The sequence below is a fragment of the Flavobacterium enshiense genome (assembly GCF_040750275.1).
GTDB lineage: Bacteria > Bacteroidota > Bacteroidia > Flavobacteriales > Flavobacteriaceae > Flavobacterium > Flavobacterium enshiense_B.
On record NZ_JBDOCV010000002.1, the window covers coordinates 298248 to 316560 of the forward strand.

Below are 18313 nucleotides of genomic sequence, written 5' to 3' on the forward strand. Positions count from 1 at the left end.
TTTTTAAAAATGAAAAAACATATCATAACTGGAATAAAATTGACCGCTATTTGTTTGGTCTTTTTCTCAGGAATATACACGCTCTTTATATTGGGTGTTGCTCAAATCACTCCCAACAAAGGGAAAGGGGAAATCGTTGAAGTAAACGGTAAAAAACAATATGTAAACATTGGTCAATCTTTTACAGAGGCCAAATATTTTAACTCGCGTCCATCGGCAGTCGCTTATAACGCAGCCGGTTCGGGCGGAAGCAACAAAGGACCAAGCAATCCGGAATATTTAGCCGAAGTACAAAAAAGAATCGATACCTTCTTACTTCAAAATCCTGAAATTAAGAAAAGTGAAATTCCGGCCGATTTAGTAACTGCAAGCGGAAGTGGTTTAGATCCTAACATTTCAGTACAAGCCGCAAAAGTTCAGCTAAAACGAATTGCAAAAATCAGAAAGATAGACGAACAAAAATTGGTACATTTAATCACTGAAAATACGGAGAAACCGCTATTAGGTCTTTTCGGTCCGGATAAAATAAATGTCCTTAAATTAAATATTGCCTTAGAGAAGCTTAAATAAAATGAACACGAAAATATCAACAATTATAACAACTGCCTTAGTATCATTAAGTTTACAGGCACAAACCGACAGTACAAAAACTGTAAATCCATTAAAAATTAGCGGTTTTATTGAAACCTATTATGCTTATGATTTCGGAGAACCGGAAAATAACACACGTCCAAGTTTTATCTACTCACATAACCGTCATAACGAAGTTGCTATAAATTTAGCCTTTATTAAAGTCGCTTATGAAAAAGATAATGTAAGAGCAAATTTGGCACTAATGACCGGAAGTTACAGTAATGCCAATTTAGCGGCCGAAGAAGGTGTTTTGAAAAATATCTACGAAGCTAATGTAGGTGTGAAACTTTCTAAAAGTAAAAATCTTTGGGTAGACGCCGGAGTTTTCGCATCGCACATTGGTTTTGAAAGCGCCCATGCCCCAAGTTGTTGGACGCTTACCCGAAGCATGTTAGCTGATAATTCGCCTTATTATGAAAGCGGTGCCAAACTATCCTACACTTCCGATAGCGGAAAATGGTTTGTAAGCGGATTGGTTTTAAATGGCTGGCAGCGTATTCAGCGTGTGGAAGGCAACAAAACCTTAGCCTTCGGACATCAGTTAACGTACAAACCGAACGCAAAAGTTACGTTAAACAGCAGTTCTTTCATTGGAAACGATAAGCCGAACGAATCGAAACAAATGCGTTACTTCCACAACCTTTACGGTCAGTTTCAGTTTAATGAGCGATGGGGGATAATTGCTGGTTTTGATATCGGAGCTGAACAAAAATCAAAAGGAAGCGAAAGTTACAATTGTTGGTATTCCCCGGTTTTAATTGCGAAATATAAAGCTACCGACAAAATAAATATCGCTGCTCGTGGTGAGTATTATTCTGATAAAAACGGGGTAATTATTGCAACAGCAACGCCAAACGGTTTTCAAACTTTTGGATATTCCGTAAATTTAGACTACAATATTTACGATAATGTGGTTTGGCGTGTTGAAGCCAGAAACTTAAGCAGCAAAGACGAAGTATTCAGTAAAAATGGAAATCCATCAGATCAGAACTTCGTTGCAGTAACTGCTTTAGCTATTTCATTTTAACACAACTAAAAAAGCGTATTTTGGAAAGCAACAGAGAAGATAACGTGCAACACTTTCTCGATTTAATAAAAAAATCACGCAAAGGGAAATTTAAAGTCTACATCGGTATGAGTGCCGGTGTAGGCAAAAGTTTCCGTATGCTTCAGGAAGCGCATTCGCTGTTAAAAAACGGTATTGATATCAAAATTGGCTTTATCGAAACCCATAACCGTAAAGAAACGCACGATTTACTGGAAGGTTTGCCGGTAATTCCCCGCAGAAAGCTTTTCTACAAAGGCAAAGAATTGGAGGAAATGGACGTTCAGGCGATTATCAATCTTCGTCCTGAAGTGGTCATTGTCGATGAATTAGCGCACACCAACATCGAAGGCAGTAAAAATGAGAAGCGTTGGCAGGATGTCATGGAAATTCTCGAAGCCGGTATAAATGTGATTAGTGCCGTAAATATTCAGCACATTGAGAGTTTAAATGAGGAAGTAAAAAGCATTACGAATGTTGAGGTTAAAGAGCGAATTCCTGATATCGTTTTGGCACAAGCCGATGAAGTGGTAAACATTGATTTAACAGCTGATGAACTCATAACCCGTTTAAAAGAAGGTAAAATTTATCAGGCTGAAAAAATAGAAACTGCCTTGAAAAATTTCTTCAAAAGCGAACATATTTTGCAATTGCGGGAACTAGCTTTAAAAGAAGTGGCAAGTCAGGTGGAGCGAAAAGTGGAAATAGAAGTACCTAAAAACAAAGCGATTCGTCACGAAAAGTTTTTAGCCTGCATCAGCAGTAATGAAAAAACTGCTAAAAAAGTAATTCGTAAAACTGCGAGGTTAGCCAATTACTATAATAGCAAATGGTATGTTTTATATGTTCAATTGCCTAATGAAAGTGTCGATAAAATTCCACTTGATAAACAACGCCATCTTATTAATAATTTTAAACTGGCAACGGAATTGGGTGGCGAAGTAATCAAGATCGAACATACAAAAATTGCCAAAGCCATAATAGAACTTGCCGAGCAGAAAAACATTACAACGGTTTGCATCGGAAAACCGCGAATGAACCTAATGAAGATTATTCTCTCTACGAATGTTTTCAAGGAACTTTTAAATAAACTATCTTCGAGTGACATCGATTTAATCATTTTAAGTTAAAAAATGAGAATTAAAACAAAACTTACACTTGGCGTTGGATTGCTGTTTTTCCTAATTGTGCTGTTGGTAGGATTAGGAGTTCGTCAAGTGCATAAAATTTCCAACGATACAGAAAACATATTGGTTGCTAACTACAATTCATTAGACTATTCCCGAAATATGCTTAAAGAGTTGGAAAAGATTGAAAGTGAAGACAAACCCTTTCAAAGGTTTGACAGCTTTCTGAAATTACAATCTCAGAACATCACGGAAATTGGCGAAGATGAATTTACACAAAATCTTACCGAAGATGTTGCACAATATAAAAAGCAAGCTAGCACTGCATTAGCCGTTAAGATTCGTAACGATATAAATGATATCATGAAACTTAACATGGATGCCATTCAACGGAAAAGTGACATTGCTTCCAAAACGGCACAAAGCGCCATACTCTGGATATCGTTAACCGGTGCAGCCTGTTTTATCATCGCCTTTACCCTTCTTATAAATTTACCCAGCAATATCGCCAATCCAATAAAAAATTTAACAGATAGTATTCGTCAGATTGCGGCTAAAAATTACCATCAGCGTGTGCATTTTGAGGATCATAATGAATTTGGCGATTTGGCTAAATCCTTCAACACGATGGCTGAAAAATTACAGGAATACAACGACAGTAATTTGGCTAAACTCATGATGGAAAAAAAACGGATTGAAACGCTCATCAACAACATGCATGATCCAGTAATAGGTCTTGACGATAAAAACATCATCTTGTTTGCCAACGAACAGGCTTTGGCAATTTCCGGTTTAAAAGCAACGGATGTTATTGGAAAATCGGCTAAAGAAGTAGCACTTTCCAACGATTTGATCCGTTCCTTATTGCAGCATTTGGTTGATAATCAGACTGATCGAAAACCTGAAACTTTAAAAATCTATGCCGATAAAAAGGAAAGCTATTTCGAAAAACAATTGGTTCCCATCGGAATTATTCCTACAGGTGAAAAAGAAAAGATTCATATCGGTTCATTTATTATTCTTAGAAATGTTACTGCTTATAAAACGCTGGACGAAGCTAAAACTAATTTCATTGCCACCGTTTCCCACGAATTTAAAACGCCAATTGCATCTATGAAAATGAGTTTGCAATTGTTGGAAAATGAAGGAATCGGTAAACTAAATCCGGAGCAAAAAGAATTGGTGCACAGCATTTACGATGATGCCGACAGATTGCTAAAAACCACCGGAGAATTATTAAACATTACACAGGTAGAATCCGGAAAATCGAAAATGAAAATCGAATCCTGCGAAATCAGACCTATTATTATGCAAGCCGTAGAATCAACCAAGAATCTGGCCGAGCAAAACACTATAAAACTGGAATTGCAGATTGAAGATAATCTGCCTGAAATCAATGTTGACAAAGAAAAAACGGCTTGGGTGATTTCAAATTTAATTTCAAATGCCATCCGATATTCTTATGAAAATTCTTCAGTTCGGGTGGAAGCCAAAAAAAATGAGAACAAAGTTTCCGTACGTGTGATCGATAACGGTCTTGGTATTTCCTCTCAATATAAAGATAAAATTTTCGACAAGTACTTTAGAGTTCCCGGAACAGACAAGGAAGGAACGGGACTTGGTTTGGCCATCAGCAAAGAGTTTATTGAAGCCGAAGGAGGAACCATTTCCGTAGAGAGCGAATTGGGTTCAGGAAGCAGTTTTCAAATCACATTTATAACCTAATTTTCCCCTATTTATTTAACCGATTTCCGTCTGGTATCGACAAGATGAATAATCTTCCAAACGTCATTTTCCTTAAAAAAAGTAAAGGCATTTACCCCGGAATGGCTTAATTTTCCGTTGATGTAAAACTCGTAAGGCGTCCAGGCATGCGCCATTTTGCCGTCAATCTGAATGTTATAACTTAAAATTTTCTCTTCAAATTTCATCTCTTTTGGAAAAGTTGAAAACGATTTATAGAACTCTGAAGTTTTTTCATCAACAAGCTTAGTGCCCTTCTGTCCTTCAATAATTGATTGCAGAATCATAGCTTCATGACATACCGATTTTATTTTCAAAGTGTCTTTGGCATGAAATCCTTCAAAAAAAGTTTTAACAGCATGCTCTACCTCTGTCTTTTGAGCAAAGGAAACCATTGAGAAGCAAAAAGTTAACATCAAAAATATTTTTTTCATAACCAAAAGTTTTATGATTATAAGTAGTATTTATGGGAATAATGTTACGCAGTTCTTGAAATTGTAGTAATTTTACAATTCATAAATTATAGAATCATGTCTGTAGCTAAAAAAGATTATAAAAGAATTACCACAAAATCATTAATTGAAATGAAAGCCAACGGAGAGAAAATCTCTATGTTAACGGCTTACGATTACACCATGGCAAAAATTGTTGACAGCGCCGGTGTGGATGTAATTTTGGTTGGCGATTCTGCCAGTAATGTAATGGCCGGACATGAAACTACTTTACCTATTACTTTAGATCAGATGATTTATCACGCATCTTCCGTGGTTCGTGCTGCTGAAAGAGCTTTAGTTGTGGTAGATTTACCTTTTGGAAGTTATCAGTCCGATCCTCGTGAGGCGCTTCGTTCTTCCATCAGAATCATGAAAGAAAGCGGTGGCCACGCAGTTAAACTGGAAGGTGGTAAAGAAATTAAAGAAAGTATCAAAAAGATATTACACGCGGGAATTCCAGTAATGGGACACTTGGGTTTAACCCCGCAATCGATTTACAAATTCGGAACATACACTGTAAGAGCAAAAGAAGAGGAAGAAGCTGAAAAACTATTGGAAGACGCCAAAATGCTGGAAAAAGTAGGTTGTTTTGCTTTGGTTTTAGAAAAAATTCCAGCAGCATTAGCCCAAAAAGTAGCAGAAAGTATTTCTATCCCAGTTATTGGAATCGGTGCCGGAAGCGGTGTTGACGGACAGGTTTTGGTACTTCATGACATGATTGGGATGACTCATGAATTCAGCCCGCGTTTTTTACGTCGTTATATGAACTTATACGAAGATATGTCCAAAGCTATCGGACAATATGTAACCGATGTAAAAGCTGTTGATTTTCCTAATGCAAACGAGCAGTATTAATGTCTGAAAAGATCGTTTCTACCAAAGACAACCTTCAGGTTTTACATGAAGACAATCATATCATTGTTGTCAATAAACGTGTGGGCGATATTGTTCAGGGTGATAAAACCGGTGATAAACCTCTTTCAGATGTGGTTAAAGAATACATCAAACAGAAATACAATAAACCCGGAGAAGTTTTTTTAGGCGTTGTGCATAGGCTTGACCGACCTACTACCGGAATTGTTGTTTTTGCTAGAACATCAAAAGCTTTAACAAGACTAAATGACTTGTTCAAAAATCGTGAAACCCAGAAAACGTATTGGGCAGTTGTAAAAAACCAACCGCCTAAAACAGAAGATAATTTGATTCATTTTCTGAAACGCAATCCGAAAAACAACACATCTAAAGCCCATACCAAAGAAGTTCCCGAGAGTAAAAAAGCCAGTTTAGATTATAAAATCATTAAGAAATTGGACAATTATTATGCGCTGGAAATCAATCTGCATACCGGAAGGCATCATCAAATTCGCAGTCAGCTTTCTGCTATTGGTTGTCCGATAAAAGGCGATTTAAAGTATGGTTTCGACCGAAGTAATCCAGACGGCGGGATTCATCTCCATGCCAGAAAACTTATTTTAGCACATCCTGTTTCCAAAGAGATTTTAGAAATAATTGCACCGGTTCCAAATGATGTAATTTGGAAATCTATCTGATTTTTCGTTAATTTATAATACTAATCCTTAAATCATTTTTATGAAGAAACAATTGATCATTGGTTTTTCACTAATAAGTTTTTGTTCTTTTGCGCAAGAACATTTTTCAGGAATTAATATTTCTAAACGTGGCGGATTACTCAATGCATCCGTAAATCCTGCTGAACTTACAAACATAAACGGAAAATTCGACGTAAATGTTTTCAATATGAGCTTGAATTTGTCAAACAACAAAGTAGGTTTTAGTGATTTAACGGAAGGTACTAATCTTGAGGATAAAATTTTCACCGGATCCGAACCTACTTCTGCCCGACTTGATGCTTTGTTTCAGGGCCCATCAATAGCCATGAGATATAAAAAATGGGTATTTGCATTGGCATCAGCAGGGAATATTAAAGCCAATGCCATTGATGTAGATGTGAATTTCGGGAATGCCGTAACCAACTCATTCTTAGGAATGTCTCAGATTAATTCCGATTATAACCAACGAATGAATGCAGCCTCTTGGGGAGAAATTAATCTATCGGCGGCAAGAAACATTATTGAAATTGGAAATCACAAATTAAGTGGCGGCGTAACATTTAAACTATTGTTTCCGGGTTCTTACATGAATATGGGAGTTGATAGATTACAAGGACAAATTACAACCGACCCAACGAATGGAGATATTTATTTGGATAATGCAACGGCAAGTATGAACTTCTCCTACTCCGGCTCTTTAGCCAACAGCTATGAAGACAGTTCGAATTACAGCAAATTATTTGCCGGCGGATTAAATGGTTTTGGCGTTGACTTCGGTTTCAACTATCAACTTAAAGAAAAAATGCAAGAATCTGCAGATGGTGGTGATTACACCGTTGACGGTTATAAATTGAATGCAGGGCTATCCTTCAGAAACATGGGAAGCATGACGTTTAAAGACGATAATAACAATTCATCAAATTATGCATTAAACATTCCTGATGCTGTTGGCATAGGTGGTTTAAATTTATCCGATTTTGAAGAAATGAACAGTATTGTTCAGATTGAAAATTATCTAACCAGCGAAGGCTACCTAACAAAACAATCCTCAAACGGCGATTTCAAAGTAAAATTACCTGCAGTAATCAATGCTTACGTTGATTACAAAATTTATAACAAATGGTCTGTTTCGGCTTATATGCAACAGAAAATCTCTGATGATACCCAAAACGATATTACAACAATTCAGAATATTTATACCTTGACACCTCGTTTTGGTGGGAAGCATTATGAATTGTACTTGCCGGTTTCCAGCAATGAAGTTTCAGGTTTTACCACAGGATTTGGTTTTCGCCTTGGAGGTTTCTTCTTAGGTTCAGGATCGATTGTGACCGCTGCGTTAAACGATTCAAAACAAGCCGATGTTTATATGGGCTTCCGATTCGGTATTTAATTTTAATTTCTAATTTTATTTTATGTCAAACTCTAATCAAAAAATTGAAAGCTTAAAACAAAATGGTTATTCCTTGGATTTAGGTGAGGTTATTTCCCAAAGTTTTGAAAATTTTAAAAAAATTGCTGTAAATGCAGGTGTTGCCACATTAATAACTTCTATTGTTTTAATCGCATTAAGTTTTGGAGCAATTGGGATTTTTGTTGGATTCGCTAACTTCGGATCTGAAATGGCCGGTTTTCATGTGAGCAATTTTTCCTCTACAAGCCTTATCCTTTATATCATTGGAACTTCTTTGGTTGGAGCTATAATGTATCCATTCACAGCAGGAATCATTAAAATGGCGCACGAGGCCGAAATTGGTAGAGAAATCAATATAGGTACTGCTTTTGATCATTATAAATCTGAATATTTCAAAGAATTATTCTTAACAGGTCTTTTATTAGGTTTCATTACCAATATTTTAGCGACAACGCTTCAATTTATGCATTGGGATTTCTTAGGAACACTGGCAACCTATATTGTTTCTTTTTTTGCAGTTTTTGCGATTCCATTAATCATTTTTCAAAATCATAATTCAACAACTGCTATTTCCAACAGTTTTGCCTTGGTATTCAAACAACCTTTTGTAATTTTAGTAGCACTAATCGTAAGTGCCATTATCGCCATGGTTGGAATAATTGCTTTATGTATTGGTATATTCTTCACATTACCAATTATTTACTCAACACAATATATTTTATTTAAAAATGCAGTTGGGGTTGAAGAAAAAAATGAAATTGACGAAATAGGAATTTCTACAGAAATTTAAAAACATAAAACCCAGTATCTATGAAATGGCAAGGTAGAAGAAAAAGTGACAATGTTGAAGACCGCAGAGGAATCTCAGGAGGTCAGATTGCTGTGGGTGGAGGTTTAATCGGCATTATTGTTTTATTATTAAATCTCTTTGGGGGCGAAAATGCAAAAATGCTGACACCGGTTTTAGAGCAAATGCAACAAAATCAGCAAGGAGCCCCAACAGAACAAGTTGAACTTACTCCGGAACAAAAAGAACTGGGTGATTTTGCTTCCACTGTTTTTGCGGATACGGAAGATATTTGGCATAAGATATTTCAGGAAAACGGCATGACTTATGAAGAACCAAAGATGGTTTTATTCACAGGTCAGGTACAAACTGCTTGCGGTGGCGCTACTTCAGCATCAGGGCCTTTCTATTGCCCGGGTGACAAGAAAGTGTATATGGATTTAGACTTTTTTGAAGAATTGCGTACTCGTTTTGGAGCAAAAGGCGGTGACTTTGCCATTGCATATGTGATTGCACACGAAGTTGGTCATCACGTACAGACATTATTGGGAACCTCAGGAAAAGTCCGTCAGTTACAGGCTGGTAAAAGCGATGCCGAAGCCAATGAACTTTCGGTTTGCTTAGAATTACAAGCAGATTTTTATGCCGGTCTTTGGTCACATTACAATAAAAAATATATCGAAGAAGGTGATATTGATGAAGCCTTAAGTGCTGCGCATGCCGTTGGAGACGATGCCATTCAAAGTAAAATGCAGGGACATGTAGTTCCTGAATCGTTCACTCATGGCACCTCCGAACAACGTATAAAATGGTTTACTCGAGGATTCAAATCAGGCGATATTAAACTTGGTGATACCTTTGCAGAAGAATTAAATTAAGTTTTAGATTTTTAGAATAAAAAAGCGAGTTTTACTCGCTTTTTATTTAAAAACACTTTTTGCTCACACTGACTACTGATTGCTGTTTTCTGAAATCAACCCAACCAGCCGTCCCTATCTAAGCTTCTATATTGAATAGCTTCCGAAATATGGCTGGAATTTACACTATTGCTTCCATCCAAATCTGCAATGGTTCGGGAAACCTTCAAAATTCTGTCGTAGGCTCTTGCCGATAAATTCAAGCGCTCCATAGCTGTTTTTAATAATTGAAGTGAAACATCATCCAAAGCACAATGTTCTCGTATGTGTTTTGTACTCATTTGTGCGTTATAATGAAGGTTTTCAAAGCTTTCAAATCGTTTGGACTGAACTTCTCGTGCTTTAATAACACGCTTTCGGATTTCGATACTGCTTTCACCATTTTTCTTATCCGAAAGTTTTTCAAAAGGAACTGGTGTTACTTCAATATGAATATCAATTCGATCTAAAAGCGGCCCTGAAATTTTGCTGAGATAACGCTGCATTTCTGTTGGTGACGAACTTACCGGTGCATCAGGATCATTGAAATACCCCCCGGGACTCGGGTTCATACTTGCTACTAACATAAAAGACGACGGATAAGTAATGGTAAACTTAGAACGTGAAATAGTTACTTCTCTATCTTCAAGAGGTTGTCGCATTACTTCTAGAACATCTCTTTTAAATTCCGGTAATTCGTCTAAAAATAAAACGCCGTTGTGTGCTAATGAGATTTCTCCGGGCTGCGGGTAACTCCCTCCACCAACCAGTGCAGCTGCTGATGCATTATGATGAGGACTTCTAAAAGGACGCTGATTCATCAAACCAACATCTTTCACCTTACCTGCCACACTGTGAATTTTTGTGGTTTCTAACGCTTCTTTCAAAGTCATGGGCGGCAAAATACTGGGCATACGTTTCGCTAACATTGTCTTTCCGGCTCCTGGCGGCCCGATTAAAATAATATTATGACCACCTGCCGCAGCGATTTCCATACATCTTTTAATAGACTCCTGCCCTCTTACGACAGTAGAGTAATCAATCTATGTTGATAAGTTCCTTTATTTACAACACTTTACGAAATTGAATATTTGTAGAAATTGAATATATTTGTAAAAAAGTAAGACACTTTTAAGACACTTTTAAATTAAAATATATGTCAGGTATAAGAGTAATTTGGAAAGCAAAGAGCAAAGAAGATAAGTTAGGTTACCTTAGACTATCTTCAAGAGTTGCGGGTAAAACTGTAATTAGAAATTTACCTCTAGACCCTATTGATAAAAAACATTTCAATAGTAATACTCAAAGGTTAAGAACTTCTTTCAAAGAACACGAACATTACAACAATACCATTGAGAAAAAATTAAAAGAACTTGAAGGCAAAGGAAGTAAAATAAAATTAATCAATAATGATAAGAAGTCTTTTCTTAGTTATATGAATAATCTTATTGACCTTAACCCTACTAACAATTCAGGAACTAAAATCAAATACACCAATATTAAAAATGTGATTGTTGATTTTCACACTAAAAACTTTGGTGATACTGATATTAAATTTACGGATATAAATGTAGAATACTTAGAAAAGTTTAGAAGTTATCTTAGAGAAAGAGGTAATAACGAAAACACCATCTTCTATAAGTTTAAGACTTTTAAAAGTTTTACTAACAAAGCTGAGAGAGAAAGACATTTCACTTATGAATTGAATCCATTTGATTTAATTGAATTGAGTTTAGAATCTACTAAGATTACGCCTTTGAATAAAGAAGAGTTAATGAAGTTAAAAGAAACTCAGTTAGTAGAAGTTTATAGAAGCCGTCAAAAGTTCGGTGTGCCTATACCTGATTTATCTGTTTTGAATAGTAAGAAGTATGAAGGTTATATTTCATTAGATACTTTTAGAAACTTCTTTCTGTTTCAATTATTCTCACAAGGAATTAGAGTAAGTGATTTAATGACTTTAAGATGGTGTGATTTTGAGGTTGATGTTAATGGTATAAGAGTAGATAAGAAAATGGTTAAGGTTAAAGAAAACATTAACTTCTTAATCAATAATTATACTGCTGAACTTTTAATAAACTTTATACCGATTGAATCTATTAGTGATGAAGAAATAAAATCAAAGGCTTATAATCTTTTTTACAATAAGATATTCTCTCAAAAACAAAAATTCAAGATTGATGATTCTGATTTCAAAATAGATATTGATTTAGATATTAATGATATTAGAAAGTTTAAATTAGACTTTATTACTCATAGAGAAACTACTAATGATATTAAGAAGTTTCATATTTCATTATCTGATATTGATACTAATATTTCTAAAAGAGAATTACATTTAAGAAGTTTGATTAGAACTAAAAATGAGATTAAAATAAATAATCATATTAAGGGATTATTAGAGGTTGATGATAAGACTAAATATCTAAAAGAATTAAGAGAAATTGTATCTCAAAAATTGATTTCTGTTAAAGAGCATATTAAGACTTCTGATAAGAAAACTGATGATTATTTTTATGACAATTTAAAAGTTATTATTGATTCTTTGAAGTATGATAATGAGTGTAAAAATATGTTTGTGTTTCCATTGTTATCTAATGAAGATTTCAAATATGTTAAGGACTTTAGACAAATAACAGAAGAGCAATACACACAATTTACAGGAAGAAGAACCTACTACAATAGAATACTTAAAATCATTGCTATTCAATGTGGCGTTAAAAAGAATTTAACTACACACTTAGCTAGACATTCATACACTTCATTAATGATTGAAATTGGTGAGAATTTGAATCTCTTCGATTTAATGCAGTCTCTCGGTCATAAATCGCTGAAAACCACACAAGGATATATTGCCCAGTTCTCCAGTAAGCGAGTTGATGAACTGAATCTAAATATTGTTAATTACCTAAAATAGTTTTACTTTTGTATTTGTTCAAAGTCAAAGATTGAACATTTATTACACCGAAGAGGGAGAGTTTAATACTCTCTCTTTTTATTTGAAGTCGTTTGCTCTTCTAAGCCAACCTTTAAGGAACTTATTTAGTTTTGAATTGTTCTTTGCTAATGACATATAGAACTTCACTCTCTCATTATACAATTTGGTGTTATCTAAGTTCTTTAGACAGGCTTTTGTAACTTTTCCACATATTCCATCATCTGTTAAACCTAATGCTCTCTGAGCCAAAATAAACGCTCTTTTAACACCTGCATTAAAAGCAATATCAAATAGTTGTTCTCTTGCATCAGGATTAACTAAATCTAAGTGAAGTGTTAAGTAATAGTTCTCATAGGTAATCTCACAAGCCTTTTCAAAAGACATTTCCTTAAATTCATCTAATGAATCAAAGTGATGTTTGTTGTAGTTGTAGGCTATTCCATATTTAGTCCAACCACCGGAATCACCTTCAACATTATGAAGTTTTGCACCACCTTCCCAAACTAAAGTTTTTTCATAGTATTTTATAAATAAAGAATCCATTTCCTATATATTGAAATGGACTCTCTCTCTTTTAATCTAATGGATTTTCATAACACTTTAAGAAGTCAGATTGATAAGTTGTTTTACTTTTCTCTTTGAACTTTTCTAAACCAAAGTAATCGGGAATTGTTATGCTACAATCTAACAACTTACCCACCTTAACAAAGTCTTCATCAAAATCACTTTTAGTAACTAAATAACTTAATACTCTACCACCATCACCACCATCATAACTAAGACATGAAGCATATTTTGTAGTTAGCAATTCTATTAAGTCTTTCGGTTTAACTAAGTAGAAGTTTTTTGATTTGTAGCGTGGTAAGAAATAAACAAAGAAATTTGCTTCAGTAGCAAATACACCTGAATCTTTTTTAGAGCAAGATTTCTCAAAGAATAGATTTCCAGTTTCATCAAACTTATCACCTTTAATTTCAAAGTAAATTTCTCTCTCTAAAAATGGTGAGCCGTCTTTATAGATTCCAAATTTCAAATCCCACTTCTTTAATTCATTTTTCTTTGTAGAAATATTCTCTTGAATAAATCTCATTTTTTCACCTCTCTTAATTAAAACTTCATTAAAAGTTTTTTCTATAAATGGTATAGTTTCCCATTCAATGAATTGCCCCCATTTTAAGTCAGAATCAAACTTATTAGTGTTTTTCTTTTTCATTAAACTTTTTCATTTTTAGTATATATAATGAATTGAAAATCACCATTTTGAAAAGGAGGATTTTTTATAGATAAGTTCCTTGGTTGGTAAAATTCCGTTCCTTAACTTAGCCTTAAATGTGGGAAAAACCGTATAAAAAAATTAATATATAACATTAAAAATTAAAGAATTATGAAAAGAAATTTACAGAAATTAGGTTTGGTGCTTGTTGCATCTTTAGCAATGTTAAGTTGTTCAAAAGAAGGTATGGGTTATGAAGATAATCCAGTTGATAATGGTAGTGGTGTAACCCCGCCGGGTCTAAATTGTAATGGTAGTTGTAAGAAGATTAGAATACAAACTTATAGAGGTGGTCAAGATACTTTATCAGTTGTAACTACTTATGATTTAAGAAGCACTTATACAACACAAGGTTATGATATTCAATGTGGTGAAAAGAAAGAATATATCAACCAAGCCCCTATTGGTCAAGTAGATGAAGGTGGTTGGATTAAAACGGTTAGAATTATTGATTGTAGATAGTTCTATTTTAGTAGAGTGTGAGAAAGCCATCTATTTAGATGGCTTTCTCATTTTATTACCTTCCCTTCTTTTAATTTCATCTCTAACTACACAAGCATATTCATAAAATTCATTCTCTATAAAATAATCTAATACCTTTTCAAACCAATTATCAGAAGCATTATCTTCAATAGATAACAATATTTTAAATTCATTCAAACTTATATTACCTACTATATCTTTTATTTCCCAATTTAGTAGTGAAAATTCAGAGCCTAAACTTTTATAATTCTTCTTCATCTTTTTTATCATCATTTTTAGGCTCAATCAATTCACTTAAATCTTTTTTGATTGAGTAAAGTTTTCTGATTGCTTCTTTAAGTAAAACCCAAAATGATTTATTACCTAATTTCATGCTTGTTTCATCTAAAGATTTAATCTCTATATATATCCAAAAAGCACACACCGCTTTAGTTATTAAATTTTCTATCCCCCATACTGGTGTTATTATTAAAAATTGATTGACTAAATAAGCAAGTATAATAGTTGATAGATAGAAAAAAGTCTTAGGAACTAAATTAAATAGCTTTGATGATTTATATGATTTTATACCACCTAATTTAATTGAAGCGTAAATACCAAATAAAGTATCTATTGCTACAAATAATGTAGTAGTGATTAACATTCCTTTAATCGGTGTAATGAATGTTAAGATTATAGTAATAATAGGTATTAGAAATTCTTTTATATCATATAAAAAGTCTTTAAGTGCCAGTAAAAATTTCATTTATCATAGTAGTAGTTTTTAGTATAGTATATATAATTTTTCTTTGAATCCCTTACACATTAAGGCTTACCAAGTTGAACCTGCTACCCTTCTCCAATTGTTATCACTATAACACCAGTAGAAATTTGTTCCATCAAAGTATGTCTCACCTTCTACACCCGCAGATGTAGGAGTTGCAGGCGCAGATGTTCTTTTTATTAATATCTTACCACTAGCATCAATTAAGTTTTGAGATTTATAACTTCCATTTGCATTAGACATTAAATAATGACCAACAGTAGGACTCTTACCAATTGCTATAAAAGCATTACCTGCACTAAATACTCTATATAAACTACCTGTATAAGGTGAATCTGGAGATGAATAGAATGATAATGAATCTTCATCTAATTCAAATGAACCATAACCACCTGCTGTAATATCTTCTAACTCAATTACATTATCAAATTTAACAGCATTGGTGAATCTCTTAAATCCAGTTATTAATTGTGGATTACCGGCAGTTCCACCCGATATACTTACATAGTTAGCTAAATCAGATGTTAATGAGAATGTTCCACTAGCATTTGGTAGGCTATAATTTTTAATACCACTTATAGAACCATAAGTTATATTTGCTTGTCCTCCGTCTTTACCATAATATGAAATTATTTCATCATTAAAATTATGATAGTGCATAGGGTTTCCATCGTGAAGAAATGAATAAGCATCTTCATTAGTTCCTAAAGTTATATCAACACCATTAGCTCCCTCATATAGATTTATAACACCTTGACTAAATGACTTAACACCTGATATAGATTGGTCTCCTGTTAATTTAACAACAGCATTATCATTAGCTTTAAGTGCAAGAGAAGAAGTCAATCCTGTTACATCATTAATAGAATGTGTATGACCGACTAATGAGAATGTTCCGCTAGCATTTGGAAATTGGTAACTTCTATCAGAAAATAAGTTATCTGCTTTTAAGTAAGCGGTATAACTATTTGTTTGAACACCAACACCATTAAACCCTTCTAACTTAATAGTAGCACCTACTAATACTGGTGGCATTGGTGGAAAACCACCAGTGAAAATATTATCTAAATGTTGTAATATGATACTTCCAGTTCCAACAGTAATCATACTGCTATTAACATCTGAATTAGTATCTATTTCAATTACACCATTTGACTTTACTAATAACTGAGAATTACTATAAGTTTCAGAAGAGTATAATTTGATTGTATTTGCTTTAACATCTAAATCAGATGATGATGTATTATCAAATGAATTTAAGTTTGTAGTAGCACCATCATATAAGATTATACCATTACCTGAATTTTGTGAATAATCATCATATCTAAACCATTCATTATGATTATAACTTGTTTTAATTATTGAATAATTCTCTGATTCATCACCTTTAAATAAAGCATCTAATTCTAAGAATCTACCATTTATACCATCTTTCAAAATATTGAAATGTCCTGATGATAAATTACCATTATTAGTATAAACACCACCTTGTAATTCAATAGCTTTAGATGTGGTAGCTCCAATGTTAGTTACTTGTTGTAAGTTCATTGAAGCGGTTGCAGTTGAAATATCACTTAATAATGCAATAGTTCCGCTATTATTAGGAAGTTGATAAATTCTATCAGTAGTTAGATTTGTTGTTTTAAATGTGCCTTTATAAACTCCACCTTGAATAGAAAATGTTGGTGATGTAACTTTTACTTCACCATAAGATTCTAATTCAATTAATGGGTGTTGTATTTCAATTGTAGATGCTTTTCCAATACCTTCTTGGACAGTAGCAACCCATCTAGTAAGGTCGTGTGCTGTTGAAGAGTTCTTAAAGAAATCTCCATTTTTAGTAATATTTGTATATAACTCTTCATTATCTATGTAATCATATACATTAACATTTGAACCTGTAAAATCAAATTCAATATATCCACTTCCACCATTTATATCTAAGCCATTACCAACAAGTATTTGAGAACAAGTATTACCAACAGCAGTAACTTGTGATAAACTTGGAGTTGTTACAGATGCAGTAGCAGAAGCAATAGCAGCTGTTACGAAATCATAAACAGCATCTTGGCTAGGACAAGATGAAGTAACACCATTAGTTACAGTTTGTTTAACAATTGTATTAAGTAAAGTATTATTAGCATTTGTAATTGAACTAGATACATCACTTAAAAGTGCTAAAGTTCCATCTTCATCAGGAAATTGAAATGTTCTATTATCAGTTAATAAATCAGTTCTTAATCTTGCTGCAAAACCATTGGATGATAAGTTTATATTAGCCGCTTCATCTAGTTGCATATAAGATGAATAAGTTCCATAAGAGTTACTGAAATTTAAACTACCTGATGCTAACCCTATTGTAGAAGCTCTACTATTATCATAGTCAAATCTTTGTATATAAATACCTTCTTCCGGATTCATTACAAATTGACAACCACTATTAACAGAGAAATCTGTTCCATCACCATAAGTTGAAAATCTAAACCACTTCATATCATTGTAGTATGGTGAAAGCAACTGGAAAGAAGCATAATCTGTTGAACCTTCAACACCACCATTTGCTATAATTTGTGTAGTTGTGGTATTACCTGCATCTGTAACGCTTTGTAAGTCGTTTGGTGGAATGTTATTTATTTGGTCTTGTAAATCATCAATCTCATTCTGAAGTGTAATATCTGTATTCTGTAAATCCGTAACATTACCTTGAAGAGTAATTACATTATCTTGTAATTCTGCTATATCTATCTGAAAATTATTGTCAGTTTCTTGTAATGATATTAGAATATCATTTATAGAAGCAATTTGAGAGTTTATAGAGGTTATTTGTGCGTTAAATGTAGTTGATGTAACCAAACTATTTAATATTGTCTGTAAACCACTTATTTCACTTATTAGGTGTGTATGTCCAATATCACTCTTAGTATTTAAGATATTTAAGATATTAGTTAAATCATTGTCTAAGTTCGTAACAATGTTATTTATTTGAGAGTTAATAGAATCAATAGCAGAATCTAATTCACTTTGGTCAACAGAACCATCAATCAATGAAAATAACTCATTGAAGTTATCATTAACTATTATAAAAGCATCTCTTAATTTATCACCTAAACCATCATTAGGTTGACTTACATTTACATTTATCACTA

17 protein-coding genes and 1 pseudogene are annotated in these 18313 nt (G+C 33.6%); 11 read left to right on the plus strand and 7 right to left on the minus strand.

Annotation, left to right across the window (positions count from 1 at the left end; translation table 11 throughout):
* Window positions 1-9: 9 nt before the first annotated feature.
* Genes ABGT15_RS04130 through ABGT15_RS04145 form a run of 4 tightly spaced genes read left to right on the plus strand, consistent with a single transcriptional unit; the run spans window position 10 to window position 4530 of the window.
* On the plus strand, window positions 10-570 hold the full coding sequence (locus tag ABGT15_RS04130; RefSeq protein WP_367230149.1) for a K(+)-transporting ATPase subunit C: 561 nt from the start codon (window positions 10-12) through the stop codon (window positions 568-570).
* Window position 571: 1 nt separating this feature from the next.
* Window positions 572-1660: a porin gene (locus ABGT15_RS04135; RefSeq protein ID WP_367230150.1), complete on the plus strand. Its 1089-nt coding sequence runs from the start codon at window positions 572-574 to the stop codon at window positions 1658-1660.
* A gap of 20 nt (window positions 1661-1680) precedes the next feature.
* Window positions 1681-2808 (plus strand): sensor protein KdpD, encoded by a 1128-nt coding sequence (locus ABGT15_RS04140; protein ID WP_367230151.1) that lies wholly within the window; start codon window positions 1681-1683, stop codon window positions 2806-2808.
* Window positions 2809-2811: 3 nt separating this feature from the next.
* Window positions 2812-4530, plus strand: a complete 1719-nt coding sequence (locus ABGT15_RS04145; RefSeq protein ID WP_367230152.1) for an ATP-binding protein — start codon at window positions 2812-2814, stop codon at window positions 4528-4530.
* 11 nt (window positions 4531-4541) lie between these two features.
* On the opposite strand, the gene ABGT15_RS04150 is transcribed toward ABGT15_RS04145, so the two are convergent.
* Entirely contained in the window at window positions 4542-4982 is a 441-nt protein-coding gene (locus tag ABGT15_RS04150) for a nuclear transport factor 2 family protein (RefSeq protein WP_367230153.1), read from the minus strand.
* 96 nt (window positions 4983-5078) lie between these two features.
* Here ABGT15_RS04150 and panB point away from each other — a divergent pair, with 96 nt between their 5' ends.
* Genes panB through ypfJ form a run of 5 tightly spaced genes read left to right on the plus strand, consistent with a single transcriptional unit; the run spans window position 5079 to window position 9692 of the window.
* A complete protein-coding gene (gene panB, locus ABGT15_RS04155) occupies window positions 5079-5897 on the plus strand; it encodes a 3-methyl-2-oxobutanoate hydroxymethyltransferase (protein ID WP_367230154.1) in 819 nt (272 codons plus the stop codon).
* Window positions 5897-6592, plus strand: coding sequence for an RluA family pseudouridine synthase (locus ABGT15_RS04160; RefSeq protein WP_367230155.1), 696 nt, complete (start codon window positions 5897-5899; stop codon window positions 6590-6592). The genes panB and ABGT15_RS04160 overlap by 1 nt, the downstream gene beginning before the upstream one ends.
* Window positions 6593-6632: 40 nt before the next feature.
* Complete coding sequence (locus ABGT15_RS04165) at window positions 6633-8006, plus strand: DUF5723 family protein (RefSeq protein WP_367230156.1); 1374 nt, start codon at window positions 6633-6635, stop codon at window positions 8004-8006.
* A 22-nt stretch (window positions 8007-8028) separates the two neighbouring features.
* Window positions 8029-8817: a hypothetical protein gene (locus tag ABGT15_RS04170; RefSeq protein ID WP_367230157.1), complete on the plus strand. Its 789-nt coding sequence runs from the start codon at window positions 8029-8031 to the stop codon at window positions 8815-8817.
* A gap of 20 nt (window positions 8818-8837) precedes the next feature.
* Window positions 8838-9692 (plus strand): KPN_02809 family neutral zinc metallopeptidase, encoded by an 855-nt coding sequence (gene ypfJ / locus ABGT15_RS04175; RefSeq protein ID WP_367230158.1) that lies wholly within the window; start codon window positions 8838-8840, stop codon window positions 9690-9692.
* Window positions 9693-9787: 95 nt separating this feature from the next.
* Here ypfJ and ABGT15_RS04180 read toward each other — a convergent pair.
* Window positions 9788-10735: pseudogene (locus ABGT15_RS04180) on the minus strand (YifB family Mg chelatase-like AAA ATPase); the annotation flags it as partial.
* A gap of 131 nt (window positions 10736-10866) precedes the next feature.
* On the opposite strand from ABGT15_RS04180, the gene ABGT15_RS04185 reads away from it, so the two are divergent.
* The gene (locus ABGT15_RS04185; RefSeq protein ID WP_367230159.1) at window positions 10867-12627 is read left to right on the plus strand and encodes a phage integrase SAM-like domain-containing protein; all 1761 of its coding nucleotides are present in this window, start codon (window positions 10867-10869) and stop codon (window positions 12625-12627) included.
* A 78-nt stretch (window positions 12628-12705) separates the two neighbouring features.
* Here the strand turns inward: ABGT15_RS04185 and ABGT15_RS04190 are convergent, their stop codons facing one another.
* Both ABGT15_RS04190 and ABGT15_RS04195 read right to left on the minus strand, forming a co-directional pair.
* Window positions 12706-13191, minus strand: coding sequence for a glycoside hydrolase family 108 protein (locus ABGT15_RS04190; RefSeq protein WP_367230160.1), 486 nt, complete (start codon window positions 13189-13191; stop codon window positions 12706-12708).
* Between the two features lie 31 nt (window positions 13192-13222).
* On the minus strand, window positions 13223-13861 hold the full coding sequence (locus tag ABGT15_RS04195; RefSeq protein WP_367230161.1) for a hypothetical protein: 639 nt from the start codon (window positions 13859-13861) through the stop codon (window positions 13223-13225).
* 171 nt (window positions 13862-14032) lie between these two features.
* On the opposite strand from ABGT15_RS04195, the gene ABGT15_RS04200 reads away from it, so the two are divergent.
* Window positions 14033-14383 (plus strand): hypothetical protein, encoded by a 351-nt coding sequence (locus tag ABGT15_RS04200; protein WP_367230162.1) that lies wholly within the window; start codon window positions 14033-14035, stop codon window positions 14381-14383.
* A gap of 30 nt (window positions 14384-14413) precedes the next feature.
* Here the strand turns inward: ABGT15_RS04200 and ABGT15_RS04205 are convergent, their stop codons facing one another.
* The 3 genes from ABGT15_RS04205 to ABGT15_RS04215 all read right to left on the minus strand — a co-directional run bounded on the left by ABGT15_RS04205 (window position 14414) and on the right by ABGT15_RS04215 (window position 18311).
* A complete protein-coding gene (locus ABGT15_RS04205) occupies window positions 14414-14662 on the minus strand; it encodes a hypothetical protein (protein WP_367230163.1) in 249 nt (82 codons plus the stop codon).
* Complete coding sequence (locus ABGT15_RS04210) at window positions 14646-15149, minus strand: phage holin family protein (RefSeq protein WP_367230164.1); 504 nt, start codon at window positions 15147-15149, stop codon at window positions 14646-14648. Before ABGT15_RS04210 ends, ABGT15_RS04205 begins: the two co-directional genes overlap by 17 nt.
* A 66-nt stretch (window positions 15150-15215) precedes the next feature.
* Window positions 15216-18311, minus strand: a complete 3096-nt coding sequence (locus ABGT15_RS04215) for a hypothetical protein (RefSeq protein ID WP_367230165.1) — start codon at window positions 18309-18311, stop codon at window positions 15216-15218.
* Window positions 18312-18313: the final 2 nt, after the last annotated feature.